The sequence below is a fragment of the Microbispora sp. H10830 genome, from assembly GCF_014161375.1.
GTDB classification, from domain to species: domain Bacteria; phylum Actinomycetota; class Actinomycetes; order Streptosporangiales; family Streptosporangiaceae; genus Microbispora; species Microbispora catharanthi.
The window spans coordinates 79,508-91,577 of sequence record NZ_JABBWX010000025.1; the positions used below are offsets into that span (position 1 = coordinate 79,508).

Annotated in this window: 13 protein-coding genes and 1 rRNA gene; 8 read left to right on the top strand and 6 right to left on the bottom strand. The window is 70.4% G+C overall.

Annotated features, from left to right (window positions below):
- The first annotated feature begins 26 nt into the window (after positions 1-26).
- The gene (rsgA, locus tag HHX35_RS39370; protein ID WP_182903697.1) at positions 27-1,055 is read left to right on the top strand and encodes a ribosome small subunit-dependent GTPase A; all 1,029 of its coding nucleotides are present in this window, start codon (positions 27-29) and stop codon (positions 1,053-1,055) included.
- A gap of 26 nt (positions 1,056-1,081) precedes the next feature.
- Here rsgA and HHX35_RS39375 read toward each other — a convergent pair whose 3' ends face one another.
- Positions 1,082-1,720 (bottom strand): LysE family translocator, encoded by a 639-nt coding sequence (locus HHX35_RS39375; protein ID WP_182903683.1) that lies wholly within the window; start codon positions 1,718-1,720, stop codon positions 1,082-1,084.
- A gap of 151 nt (positions 1,721-1,871) precedes the next feature.
- Here HHX35_RS39375 and HHX35_RS39380 point away from each other — a divergent pair, with 151 nt between their 5' ends.
- The gene (locus HHX35_RS39380) at positions 1,872-3,209 is read left to right on the top strand and encodes a PLP-dependent aminotransferase family protein (RefSeq protein ID WP_182903684.1); all 1,338 of its coding nucleotides are present in this window, start codon (positions 1,872-1,874) and stop codon (positions 3,207-3,209) included.
- 4 nt (positions 3,210-3,213) lie between these two features.
- Here HHX35_RS39380 and HHX35_RS39385 read toward each other — a convergent pair whose 3' ends face one another.
- Complete coding sequence (locus HHX35_RS39385; RefSeq protein WP_182903685.1) at positions 3,214-3,657, bottom strand: DUF4442 domain-containing protein; 444 nt, start codon at positions 3,655-3,657, stop codon at positions 3,214-3,216.
- Positions 3,658-3,738: 81 nt separating this feature from the next.
- Here HHX35_RS39385 and hisN point away from each other — a divergent pair, with 81 nt between their 5' ends.
- On the top strand, positions 3,739-4,524 hold the full coding sequence (hisN, locus tag HHX35_RS39390) for a histidinol-phosphatase (RefSeq protein ID WP_139580858.1): 786 nt from the start codon (positions 3,739-3,741) through the stop codon (positions 4,522-4,524).
- 24 nt (positions 4,525-4,548) lie between these two features.
- Here the strand turns inward: hisN and HHX35_RS39395 are convergent, their stop codons facing one another.
- A complete protein-coding gene (locus HHX35_RS39395; protein ID WP_182903686.1) occupies positions 4,549-5,370 on the bottom strand; it encodes a fructosamine kinase family protein in 822 nt (273 codons plus the stop codon).
- Positions 5,357-5,815, bottom strand: coding sequence for a low molecular weight protein-tyrosine-phosphatase (locus HHX35_RS39400; RefSeq protein WP_182903687.1), 459 nt, complete (start codon positions 5,813-5,815; stop codon positions 5,357-5,359). Before HHX35_RS39400 ends, HHX35_RS39395 begins: the two co-directional genes overlap by 14 nt.
- Positions 5,816-5,979: 164 nt before the next feature.
- Here HHX35_RS39400 and pstS point away from each other — a divergent pair, with 164 nt between their 5' ends.
- From pstS to HHX35_RS39425, 5 genes are read left to right on the top strand one after another with little or no spacing between them, the layout of a single operon-like run.
- Positions 5,980-7,089 carry a phosphate ABC transporter substrate-binding protein PstS gene (gene pstS, locus HHX35_RS39405; RefSeq protein WP_139580855.1) on the top strand — a complete coding sequence of 370 codons (1,110 nt, stop codon included), beginning with the start codon at positions 5,980-5,982 and terminating at the stop codon, positions 7,087-7,089.
- 4 nt (positions 7,090-7,093) lie between these two features.
- Entirely contained in the window at positions 7,094-8,074 is a 981-nt protein-coding gene (gene pstC, locus HHX35_RS39410) for a phosphate ABC transporter permease subunit PstC (RefSeq protein ID WP_182903688.1), read from the top strand.
- Positions 8,071-8,955, top strand: coding sequence for a phosphate ABC transporter permease PstA (gene pstA / locus HHX35_RS39415; RefSeq protein WP_139580853.1), 885 nt, complete (start codon positions 8,071-8,073; stop codon positions 8,953-8,955). Before pstC ends, pstA begins: the two co-directional genes overlap by 4 nt.
- A 3-nt stretch (positions 8,956-8,958) precedes the next feature.
- Positions 8,959-9,735 (top strand): phosphate ABC transporter ATP-binding protein PstB, encoded by a 777-nt coding sequence (gene pstB / locus HHX35_RS39420; protein WP_139580852.1) that lies wholly within the window; start codon positions 8,959-8,961, stop codon positions 9,733-9,735.
- 36 nt (positions 9,736-9,771) lie between these two features.
- Positions 9,772-10,476, top strand: coding sequence for a response regulator transcription factor (locus HHX35_RS39425; protein WP_310739624.1), 705 nt, complete (start codon positions 9,772-9,774; stop codon positions 10,474-10,476).
- A 37-nt stretch (positions 10,477-10,513) separates the two neighbouring features.
- Here the strand turns inward: HHX35_RS39425 and HHX35_RS39430 are convergent, their stop codons facing one another.
- Both HHX35_RS39430 and rrf read right to left on the bottom strand, forming a co-directional pair.
- Positions 10,514-11,461 (bottom strand): phosphotransferase, encoded by a 948-nt coding sequence (locus HHX35_RS39430; RefSeq protein WP_182903689.1) that lies wholly within the window; start codon positions 11,459-11,461, stop codon positions 10,514-10,516.
- Positions 11,462-11,981: 520 nt separating this feature from the next.
- A 5S ribosomal RNA gene (gene rrf, locus HHX35_RS39435) occupies positions 11,982-12,070 on the bottom strand; the annotation flags it as partial.

Below are 12,070 nucleotides of genomic sequence, written 5' to 3' on the forward strand. Positions count from 1 at the left end.
CCCGCCGGGCGATCGGGGCGCGGACACTGAGAAAGCGGCATTACGACGAGGACGACGTCAGGGTCAGGCCGGGCAAGGGCTCACGGCCCCGGACCCGGATCCGGCCTGCCCACAGCGAGGCCGTCGAGGGCTTCGTGGTGGCCGTCGACCGCGGGCGTTACACCTGCCTGGTCGGCGAGGGCGTCCCCCGCTCCACGACGCCGAAGAAGCGACGGGGCGAGCGGACGCTCGTCGTGGCGATGAAGGCCCGCGAGCTCGGCCGCAAGGGCATCGTCGTGGGCGACCGCGTGGCGCTGGTCGGCGACGTGACCGGGCAGCCCGACACGCTGGCGCGCATCGTCCGTGTGGAGGAGCGCACCGCGATGCTGCGCCGCAGCGCCGACGACGTGGACGACATCGAGCGCCCCATCGTCGCCAACGCCGACCAGTTGGTCATCGTCACCGCGCTCGCCGATCCCCCGCCACGTCCCCGGATGATCGACCGGATGCTCGTCGCGGCCTACGACGCCGACATCGAGCCGCTGCTGTGTCTCACCAAGGCCGACCTGGCCCCCGCCGAGGACCTCGTGGCGCTGTACGAGCCCCTCGGCGTGCCGTACGTGGTCGTCCGCAAGGGCGGTCCGCTCGACGACCTGGGCGAGGCGCTCGCGGACCGCATCAGCGTGCTCGTCGGCCACTCGGGGGTCGGCAAGTCGACCCTGGTCAACGCGCTGGTGCCGCACGCCCGCCGGGCCGTGTCCCACGTGAACGCCGTGACCGGCCGGGGCAGGCACACCTCCACCTCCGCGGTCGCCCTGGAACTGCCGGAGGGCGGCTGGATCATCGACACCCCCGGCGTACGCAGCTTCGGGCTCGCCCACGTCTCGGTGGATACCGTGCTCGCCGCCTTTCCCGACCTGGTGGACGCCACCGCCCAATGCCCCAAGGGCTGCACCCACCTCGGCGACGACTGCGCCCTCGACCGCTACGTCGCCGAGGGGCACGCGGATCCGGCGCGCCTGGAGTCCCTGCGGCGGCTGCTCGCCAGCCGCGAGGGCTCTGCCGACGAAGACTAGGCCGACGAAGACTAGGCCGACGAGGATCAGAACGACGCGCTCCGGCTGAAAGCGAGCATTACGGCGAGTGCTCCGAGCATGCTCCCCATGGCGATCCGCTGGGCTCGCAGCCACGCCGGCCGGTGCGCCAGGAAACCGGCGACGCTTCCGGCGGCCAGCACGATAGACAGGTTCACCGTCGCGGCCACCGCGATCTGGAAAAGGCCGAGAACGACGCCCTGGAAAAGCACGTTCCCCGCTCGGATATCGACGAACTGCGGAATGACGGAGATATACAGAATGGCGATCTTCGGGTTCAGCAGGTTCGTCATCAGTCCCATGGCGAAAAGCCGGGGCGGCGGGTCGTGCGGCACGTCCCGCACGGTGAACACCGAAGCGCCGCCGGGCCTGATCGTCTTCCAGGCGAGCCATATCAGGTAACCCGCTCCGGCCAGCCGTATCGCGGTGAGAACCTGCGGAAACGCGGCGAACAGCGCCGCCAGGCCGAGATTCGTCGCCGTCAGATAGACGAGGAATCCCGCGACGACTCCGCCCAACGAGATGATTCCGGCCCGGCGTCCCTGACTGATGCTGCGCGACACGAGATACATCATGTTCGGGCCCGGCGAAAGCACCATTCCGAGCGCCACGGACACGACCCCCAGCACCGCGCTCGTCTCGACCATGACGCCGCCCTCTCCTCGCAGTTCATCAGTGCCGGTCCGGACGGCTTTCTCAGGCTATTGCACCGCTCACAAAGAATGCAATATTCAATATTGCTCTCGGAGCAATATTGTGTTTGGATGCGTTCACCGTTGGCGCGGAGAGGAGACGGCGGTGGAGGACTACCGGGAGCTGGCCGACGAGGTGGCCGCGGACATCGCGGCCGGGCGCCTCAGGCCGGGAGACCGGCTGCCTCCGCAGCGGGACTTCGCCCGGCGGCGCGGCATCGCCGGCTCCACGGCGGCGCGCGTCTACGCGGAGCTGACCCGCCGCGGCCTGACGGTCGGCGAGGTCGGCCGCGGCACCTTCGTACGCGCCTCCCCCCGGCGTCCCGGGGCCGCCCTGGCCGAACCGAGCGGCACCAGGATCGACCTCGAACTCAACTATCCCGTCATCCCCGATCAGGTCCGCCTGCTCGGGGACGGCATCAGGCCGCTGCTGCGCCCCGATGTGCTGGAGGCGTCCATGCGGCCGGTGGGCGCGGCCGGCACTCCCGACGCCCGCGAGGCCGTCGCGGACCTGCTCGCCCGCGCCGGCTGGCGTCCCGACCCGGCGCGGCTGCTCTTCGCCGGCAACGGACGCCAGGCGATCGCGGCCGTCATCGCCGCGCTGGTCCCGCCGGGTGCGCGGCTGGGCGTCGAGGAGCTCACCTACCCCGTCGTGAAGACGATCGCCACCCGGCTCGGGGTCACCCTCGTGCCCCTGCCGGTCGACGAGGCGGGCCTGGTGCCCGAGGCGGTGGAGGCCGCCGCCCGCAAGGCACCACTGAGAGCGGTCTACCTCCAGCCGACGCTACACAACCCGTTGTCGCTCACCATGCCGGTCGGGCGCCGCGCCGAGCTCGCGGCCGTGCTCGCGCGGCTGGACGTGCCCGCGATCGAGGACGGCATCTGGTCGTTCCTCCGGGACGAGCTGCCCCCGCTGGCCGCCGTGGCCCCCGAGCGCACGATCCTCGTCGACAGCCTCTCCAAGCGGCTCGCGCCGGGGCTGACCGTCGGATTCGCCGTCGTGCCCGAGGCCGTCGTCCCCAACGTGACCGCGGCGCTGCATTCGGGAGGCTCCGCGCCGCCGCGGTTCGCGCTGGAGGCGGCGGCCCGGCTGGCCGGCGACGGCGTCGTGGAATCGCTGAGCCGGGGCAAGCGTCGGGACGCCGAGGCCCGGCAGGAGATCGCGACGCGCCACCTGGGCGAGTTCGCGGTCCGCGGCGACCCCCGGTCCTACTACTGCTGGTGGGAGCTGCCGCCTCCGTGGCGGGCCGACACGTTCGTGGCCGCCGCCGCGCGGCACGGCATCGCCGTCACTCCGGCGGCGGCCTTCGCCGTCGGCGACAACCGCACGCCGAACGCCGTCCGCCTCGGCCTGGCCTCACCCCCGGCCGAGACGCTGGCGCGTGCCCTGGCCACCCTCGCCGGTCTCGCCCGTTCCTCACCGGATGACCTGCTGACCGAGTGAGGGGTCACCCCTTGCGGTTGGGGCGCAGGGTCCAGGAGACGGTCATCTCCGAGACGACGACGTCTTCGGCGTTGCGGATCTCGACGGCGACCTCGAACTCGGGCCGCTCCCCCGCGTCCAGCCGGGCGACGACCGCCTCCCGCTCGGCCCTGAGGGTGGCGGCGGCCGTGACCTCGCCCATGGCGAGCTTGCGGTAGCCGATCCTCGCCTCGGTCGCCAGCGGCACGGCACGGGACAACTGGTCGCCGAAGGCCGACAGCATGGCCGCGCCCGAGGCGGTCTCGGCCAGCGTGAACAGGGCGCCGGCGTGCGGGCCGCCCACGTGGTTGTGCAGGTCCCCCCGGTCGGCCAGACGGGCGACCGCCTCACCGCTGCCGATCGAGTCGAACGTGATGCCCAGCAGCCGCGCGAACGGGACGCTGTCGAGCATGAAGGCGCCGATGTCCATGGCCGGGATGTTACCGGCTGGTACGGTATGGAGCGATCCTTCCTCTGATGTGAGCAGGTCGCGGCACGATACGTTGGGCCTGTGACGGAGTACCGCGACGACCTGCACCTCGCGCATCTGCTGGCGGACGCCGCCGACGACATCACGATGCGCCGTTTCAAGGCCGTGGACCTCAAGGTCGACACCAAACCCGACCTCACCCCGGTCAGCGACGCCGACCGGGCCGTGGAGGAGGCGATCCGCGGCACGCTGCGCCGCGCCCGCCCCCGCGACGCCGTCGTGGGCGAGGAGTTCGGGATGACCGGCTACGGCATGCGCTCCTGGATCGTCGACCCGATCGACGGCACCAAGAACTACGTACGCGGAGTCCCCGTGTGGGCCACGCTGATCGCGCTGATGGAGCACGGCAAGGTCGTCGTGGGCGTGGTCTCGGCCCCGGCGCTCGGCCGCCGCTGGTGGGCCGCCAAGGAGAGCGGCGCGTGGACCGGGCGGAGTCTGAGCAAGGCCACGCGCTGCGAGGTTTCCTCGGTCGGCCGCCTCGACGACGCCTCCTTCTCCTTCTCCGACCTCGAGGAATGGGAGAAGGCCGGACGGCTCGACCCGTTCCTCGACCTCACGAGGGACTGCTGGCGCACCCGCGGCTACGGCGACTTCTGGTCGCACATGATGGTCGCCGAGGGCGCGGCGGACATCTCCGCCGAGCCCGAGCTGTCCCCCTGGGACATGGCCGCGCTCACGATCATCGTGGAGGAGGCCGGCGGCTCCTGCACCTCGCTCGACGGCACCCCGCCCCTCGACGGCGGCAACCTCGTCTGCACCAACGGTTTGCTCCACAACGAGGTGCTCAAGCGCCTGTCGCCCCGCTGAGCCCTGCAACTCCCTCGCTGAGCCCTACAACGCCAGCACGTCGCCCGCGGCGGTGAGGAGGCTGCCGCGGTACGCCTCGCCGAACAGGCAGACGTGGACGGCGAGCGGGTGGAGCTGGTGCAGCGGCACGCGCTCGCGCCAGCCGTCCGCGAGGGGCGCCGCCTCGCGGTAGGCGGCGAGGATCGTGTTGAGGTGCGGCGCCCCGAACAGCGCCAGCATCGCGAGGTCGGTTTCCCTGTGGCCGCCGTGGGCGGCGGGATCGACCAGCACGACCCCGTCCGCCGACCACAGCAGGTTTCCGCTCCACAGGTCGCCGTGGATCCGGCTCGGCGGCTCGGCCGGCCCGGCGACCGCCGCCACCCGGTCGCACGCCTCCTCGACCAGCTCCGCGTCCGCGGCCGACAGCGCGCCACGGTCGCGCGCGAGCCGTACGAACGGGAGCACGCGGCGGGACACGTAGAACGACGGCCAGTCCGGCGCGGGCTCGTTGCTCATCGAAAGCTCGGCGATGTAGCCGCGCCAGGGGGCGCCGAAGTCCGCGGCCCCTGCGGCGTGCAGGGCGGCCAGCTCACGCCCGAACCGCTCGGCGGCCCCGGCCGTCGCGGGGACGGTGTCGATCCACTCCAGCACCAGCACGCCGCCGTCCGCGGCGAACACCTCGGGGACGGCGACCGCTCCCGGCTCGGCCAGCCAGCGCAGCCCCGCCGCCTCGCTGCCGAGGACGGCGGACGCGTCCGCGCCTTTCTCGCCGGCGCCTTTCTTGACGAACACCCTGCGGCCGTCGTCGAGCACGCCCTCGTGCAGCGTCCAGGCGTGTCCGCCGCCGAGATCCCTAGTGATCCTCAAGGTACTTCGCCACCCCCTCGCAGGCGGCCTCGACCATCCGCAGCACCTCGACGAAACCCTCGCGTCCGCCGTAGTAGGGGTCGGGCACCTCGGCGTCCTCGGGAGCCGCCGGGTCGAACGACCGCAGCAGCCGGACGTCCGCGTCCGGCGGGGCGATCCGCCGTACGGCGCGCAGGTTGTCCCGGTCCATCACGAGGATGAGGTCACGCTCGGCGAACCACGCCCGGTCGAACTGGCGGGCCCGGTGGGACGAGCCGTCGTAGCCGTGGTCGGCCAGCGTCGCCAGGGCCCGATCGTCCATCGGCTCCCCCGCGTGCCAGCCCCCGGTGCCGGCGCTGTCCACCTCGACGTCGAGCCCGCGTTCGGCCAGCGTACGGCGCAGCACGACCTCGGCCATCGGCGATCGGCAGATGTTCCCCATGCAGACCAGACATACCCGCTTCATGAACTCGATCCTCTCCTATAACGCCCGTGACCTGCTCGTTATCTCTTCCGGAGCCGCACAAGAGCGACTGGGCGCGTTCATTACCCGTTCACCTTTACCAAGGTTTTAGGTCACCTTGGCTCCCTACCGTCCCTGATGTTGAGAAGACATGGGGAGGAACAACCGTGAAGTATGCAGGCCGGCTCGCCGCCGCCACCATCGCCGGCGTGCTCTCGCTCGCCGCATGCGGGACCGATGACAACACGAGCACCGCGGGGGGCACCTCCAGCGCCGCCGCTCCCGTGCAGGGCGACGACACCGCGAAGGGCACCATCAACGCCGCCGGCTCCTCGGCCCAGGCGAACGCCATCGCGGAGTGGAAGAAGAACTTCCAGTCGTCGAACCCCGGCGTCAGCATCAACTACAACCCGAGCGGCTCCGGCGCCGGCGTCCAGGCGTTCATCCAGGGCACCGTGGCCTTCGCCGGCTCCGACTCGGCCCTGAAGGAGGACAAGGGCGAGCCCGCCCAGGCCGACGCCCGCTGCAAGACCGGCAAGGCCATCAACCTGCCGATGGTGACCGGCCCGGTGGCCGTCGTCTACAACCTGCCGGGCGTGGACGGCCTGCAGCTCTCGCCGAAGACCATCGGCGGCATCTTCAACAGCAAGATCACCAAGTGGGACGACCCGGCCATCAAGGCCGACAACCCCGACGCCAAGCTGCCCTCGACCGCCATTCAGGCGTTCCACCGCTCGGACGAGTCGGGCACCAGCGACAACTTCACCAAGTTCCTCAAGGCCACCGCCGACTGGCCGTACGAGCCCGCGAAGGCGTGGCCGGCCGAGGCGCAGGGCCAGGGTTCGAAGGGCTCGGACGGCATCGCCTCCAGCATCAAGAGCACCGAGGGCGCGATCAGCTACGTCGAGCTGTCCTTCGCCGAGAACTCCCAGCTCCAGAAGGCCAAGGTCGCCAACGGCTCCGGTGAGTTCGTCGAGCTCACCCCGGAGAGCGCCGCCAAGACCGTCGAGGCCGCCCAGATCGAGGGCACCGGCAACGACCTCAAGCTCTCGATCGACTACGCCACCAAGGCGGCGGGCGCCTACCCGATCGTGCTCGTGACGTACGAGATCACCTGTGAGAAGGGCCTGGCGGCCGAGGACGCGAAGCTGGTCAAGTCGTTCCTCACCTACACCGCCAGCGACGAGGGCCAGCAGGCGCTGACCAGCCTCGGCTACGCCCCGCTGCCGTCGAGCCTGCTCACCAAGGTCCGCACCGCGGTCGAGGCGATCGCCTAACCAGATGGCGACACCAACCAGAACCAGGGAGAGCGGGCCGGCCATGCGCCGGTCCGCCTTCCGGCGCAGCCGCGGCGACGGCCCGTTCCGCTTCGCCTCGACCGGGGCCGGTATCGTCCTTCTGGCGATCATGGCCGCTATCGGGGTGTTCCTGGTCGTCAAGGCCGTCCCCGCCCTCCAGGCGAACACGTCCCACTTCCTGACCGAACTGACCTGGCAGCCGAACGCCACCAAGCCCGTCTTCGGCATCGGGGCGCTCGCCTTCGGCACCGTGCTGAGCTCGCTGCTCGCGCTGGTCATCGCCACCCCGGTGGCGGTCGGGGTCGCGCTGTTCATCTCGCACTACGCACCCCGGCGGCTCGCCTCCGTCCTGGGCTACGTGGTGGACCTCCTCGCGGCGGTCCCCAGCGTGGTGTACGGCCTGTGGGGCGTCACCTTCCTCGTGCCGTTCATGCTGGCCCCGTCGAAGTTCCTCAACGACTACCTCGGCTGGATCCCGCTGTTCGGCGGTGACACCGTGGTCGGCAAGAGCATGCTCACGGCGTCGCTCGTGCTCGCGATCATGATCCTGCCGATCATCGCCGCGATCTCCCGCGAGATCTTCCTGCAGGCCCCCAAGATGCAGGAAGAGGCCGCGCTCGCGCTCGGCGCGACCCGCTGGGAGATGATCAGGATGTCGGTCCTGCCGTTCGGCCGGCCCGGCGTCATCAGCGCCGCCATGCTCGGCCTCGGCCGCGCGATGGGCGAGACGATCGCGGTCGCGCTCATCTTCCCGGCGACGTTCAATATCTCGTTCCAGATCCTCGGCCCCAACGGCAACAGCATCGCCGCCAACATCGCCAACGGCTTCGGCGAGGCGACCGAGGTGGGCCGCGGCGCGCTGATCGCCTCGGGTCTCGTCCTGTTCCTCATCACCCTGCTGGTGAACATGGCCGCCCGCTTCGTCATCGCCCGCCGCAAGGAGTACGCGAGGGCCGCAGCGTGACCGTACAGACCGGAATCCAGCCCATCTCCGCGGCCCGGCGGGCCAAGGACCGCCTCGTCCAGGTGCTCGTCTACCTGGCGTTCGCGCTCGCGGTCATCCCGCTGCTGTCGGTGCTGTGGCTCGTCGTCAAGAACGGCCTCGGCCGATTCGACATGGAGTTCCTCACCCACTCCATGCGCAACATCGGGGCGCGCGACGCGGGCGGCGGCGCCTACCACGCCATCATCGGCACGCTCGAACAGGTCCTGCTCGCCTCGCTCATCGCGGTCCCGATCGGCCTGCTCACCGCCGTCTACCTCGTCGAGTACGGCGAGGGCGGACGGCTGTCGCGCACAATCAGCTTCTTCGTGGACGTCATGACCGGCGTCCCTTCCGTGGTTTCCGGGCTCTTCGTCCTGGCCTTCTGGATCCTCGTGCTCGGCATGCCGTTCTCCGGCTTCGCCGGCGCGCTCGCCCTGTCGATCCTGATGATGCCGGTCGTGGTCAGGTCAGCCGAGGAGATGCTCCGCCTGGTCCCCCGGGAGCTGCGCGAGGCGTCGTACGCGCTGGGCGTGCCCAAGTGGCGCACCATCGTCAAGGTCGTGCTGCCCACGGCCTTCACCGGGATCGTGACCGGCGTCATGCTGGCCGTGGCGCGCGTCGCCGGCGAGACCGCACCGCTGCTGCTGACCGTCTTCATCACCGACTCCATCAACAACGACCCGTTCAACGGGCCCCAGATGGGGCTTCCGCTGTACGTCTTCGATCAGGCCGGCCGTCCCACGGACACCGCGATCAACCGGGCCTGGACCGGCGCGCTCACGCTGATCCTGATCGTCATGCTGCTCAACCTGGTCGCACGCCTCATCACCTGGTGGCGTTCGCCCGCGAGGAGGAGGTAAGAAATGGCCAAGCAGATCGAGGTCGCGGGCCTCGACGCCTACTACGGCTCGCACAAGGCGATCGAGGGCATCTCGATGACGATCGAGCCCCGGTCGGTGACGGCCTTCATCGGCCCCTCCGGCTGCGGCAAGTCCACGTTCCTGCGGACCCTCAACCGGATGCACGAGGTCATCCCCGGCGCCCGGGTCGTGGGCAAGGTCCGCCTCGAGGAGCAGGACCTGTACGGCGCGGACGTCGACCCGGTGTCGGTCCGCCGGACCATCGGCATGGTGTTCCAGCGCCCGAACCCCTTCCCCACGATGTCCATCTTCGACAACGTGGCCGCGGGCCTGCGGCTCAACGGCCGTTACTCCCGTTCGCAGCTGGACGGCGTCGTCGAGGAGTCGCTCAAGGGCGCCAACCTCTGGAACGAGGTCAAGGACCGGCTCAACAAGCCGGGCGCGGGCCTGTCCGGCGGTCAGCAGCAGCGCCTGTGCATCGCCCGCGCCATCGCCGTACGCCCGCAGGTGCTGCTCATGGACGAGCCGTGCTCGGCGCTCGACCCCATCTCGACGCTGGCGATCGAGGACCTGATCTCCCAGCTCAAGCAGGACTACACGATCGTGATCGTGACGCACAACATGCAGCAGGCCGCCCGGGTCAGCGACAAGACCGCGTTCTTCAACCTGGCCGCGCAGGGGCAGCCCGGCAAGCTCGTCGAAATGGACGAGACCTCGAAGATCTTCACCAATCCGGCTGAGAAGGCGACCGAGGACTACATCACGGGCCGCTTCGGCTGACGACCGCTTCCGGCTGACAGCATTGGAGGGACCCGGGTGACGGCACCCGCAGTGGAGGGGGACACTCGGACGGCGCCCATGCTCCTGGTGGCCGATCCGGACGCGGGTCTGGTGCGGCAGCTCTCGACGGCCATGCAGGCCGCGGGCGTCGACGTGACCGGCGTACCGGACGGCGCCCAGGCGCTGCTGCAGGCCGGGGCGCTCCGGCCCGACGCCGTGCTGATCTGCGCCTCCCTCCCGATCGTCGGCCCCGTCGACTTCGTCCGCGCCGTACGGCTCATGCGAGCCGTGCCCGTCCTGCTCGGCATCGACTTCGGGAGCGACGCCGAGCAGGCCCTGCAGGCGCTGGAGGCGGGTGCCACGGCCTGCGTGGCCAGGCCATACCGCGTGCCCGAGCTTCTCCCCCTCGTCCAGGCGGCCTTCCGCCGGCATGACGGCCACCGGACCGTGCTGACGATCGGCGACGTGGAGCTCGACGTGACGGCATACCAGGTGAAGGTCGGCGGGCGCGTCGTGCACCTGCCGCTGCGCGAGTTCGAGCTGCTGCACTATCTGATGCGCAATGCGGACAGAACGGTCACCCGCGAGCAGATCATGCGCAACGTCTGGCACTCGAACGACGGGATGTCCACCAACACCATCGCCGTCCACGTCAAGCGCCTGCGCGCACGGCTCGGCGACGTGGAGGACACGATGATCCAGACCGTCCGAGGAGTGGGCTACCGGTTGGTCAGCGGCTGACCGCAGCTCTCGGCCCGGATCGCCGTCAAGGGGGCTCTCAGGAGAAGGTGCGGCCGAGGTGGGCCAGACCGGCGTCCGCGTACGACCGCACGCCCGAGCGCAGACCGTACGCAACGTCCTCCAGCAGCGCGCACCGGGCGTAGAAGAGCACCCGCTCGTGGTCCGCGTCGTCGTGGCTGCCCTGGTAATGCGCCAGCGTCCACCCGTAGACCTCGGGTCCGAGGTCCCGGTAGACGAGCGCGAGGTCGTACGCGGCATCGGCGATGGCCGCGTCCGTCCAGTCGATGACTCCCGTCACGGCACTGGCCTCGACGTCCACCAGCAGGTGCTCGCTGCCCAGGTCGTTGTGGCAGAACGTCAGCACGCCAGGCCCTGCGGGGGCCGCGGTGCCGAGAAAGTCCTCGACCATCCGCCGGGCGGTCAGCGGCACGTGGGCCACGATGTCCCGGTAGTGTCCTTCGGCCTCCTCCAGGAGCTCGCTCATTGGATAGGTGTCACGCGGCACGAACGCCTCCATCCGCTCCACCGGCGCCGCGTGGAGCCGGCTCAGGAAATCGCCCAGGGGACCCGCCAGACGCGCGGGCTCCTTGACCGGGTGAAGGTTCAGCGGACGGCCGGACAGTTTACGGTACGCGAGGACGCCCGCCTCCTCATCCACGAAAATCGGCTGCGGCACCGGCAACGGCGACAACTCGCTCACGGCGGCAAGCAACGCCGCCTCTCGCCTCACCGCTTCGGCGCGCAAAGCCGAATCACGGTGGAAAGCCGAATCACCGTGGAAAGCCGAGTCCTCGCGGAGAGCGAGATCGCCGTGGAGAGCCGAGTCCTCGTGGAAAGCCGAGTCGCCGATCTTGCTCTGCCGTATGACCAACTCACCGTTGACCTCATACGCCGCGTTGTCCTGTCCCTCGCCCAGCCGCTCGACGGTTCTGACCGCGTAGCCGGGCAGGTGGCGGGCCAGCAAACGGATGATTCGCTCGGTCACCTCCGTAACCCTAGCCATTAGCGGGAACGCCATCACATCGCCCGGTGGCGGTAGGGACTGGGGCCGGGTGGGTTGGGGTCGGTGGGGTTGGGACGTCACTGCGCCGGTCGGAAGGTCCGGTCCTCGCGAAGCCCGCTCCGCTGGGCCTTCGCTGCGGTCCTCCCTCCCGCCTGCTCCGCTCCTCCCGGGCCGCTGCTCGCGCCCCCGGCCAGGTCGGCTCCCCCGGGCTGTTTGCGCTGCCGGAGTGCGGCCCCGCAGCACAATCCCAACCGCATTCCGACGGCGTTCCGACGGCGGTCCGGATCGGCGCCGGCCCGCAACCAACCCCTGGACATGCGAAAGCCCCGGCCAACCACAGCCGGGGCACCCACACCACCAACACACCCACACGCGCCAGCACATGCTGTCCGCGACACCCGCACGAGCCGGCGCAGGGCACCGGGGGGGCGGGGGGCGGGGGGAAATCCTCCCCGGGAAATGCGGAAGGGCCACCCCATCGGGGTGGCCCTCCACAAAGATTGTCCGGCGGTGTCCTACTCTCCCACACCGTCCCCGGTGCAGTACCATCGGCGCTGACAGGCTTAACTTCCGGGTTCGGAATGTAACCGG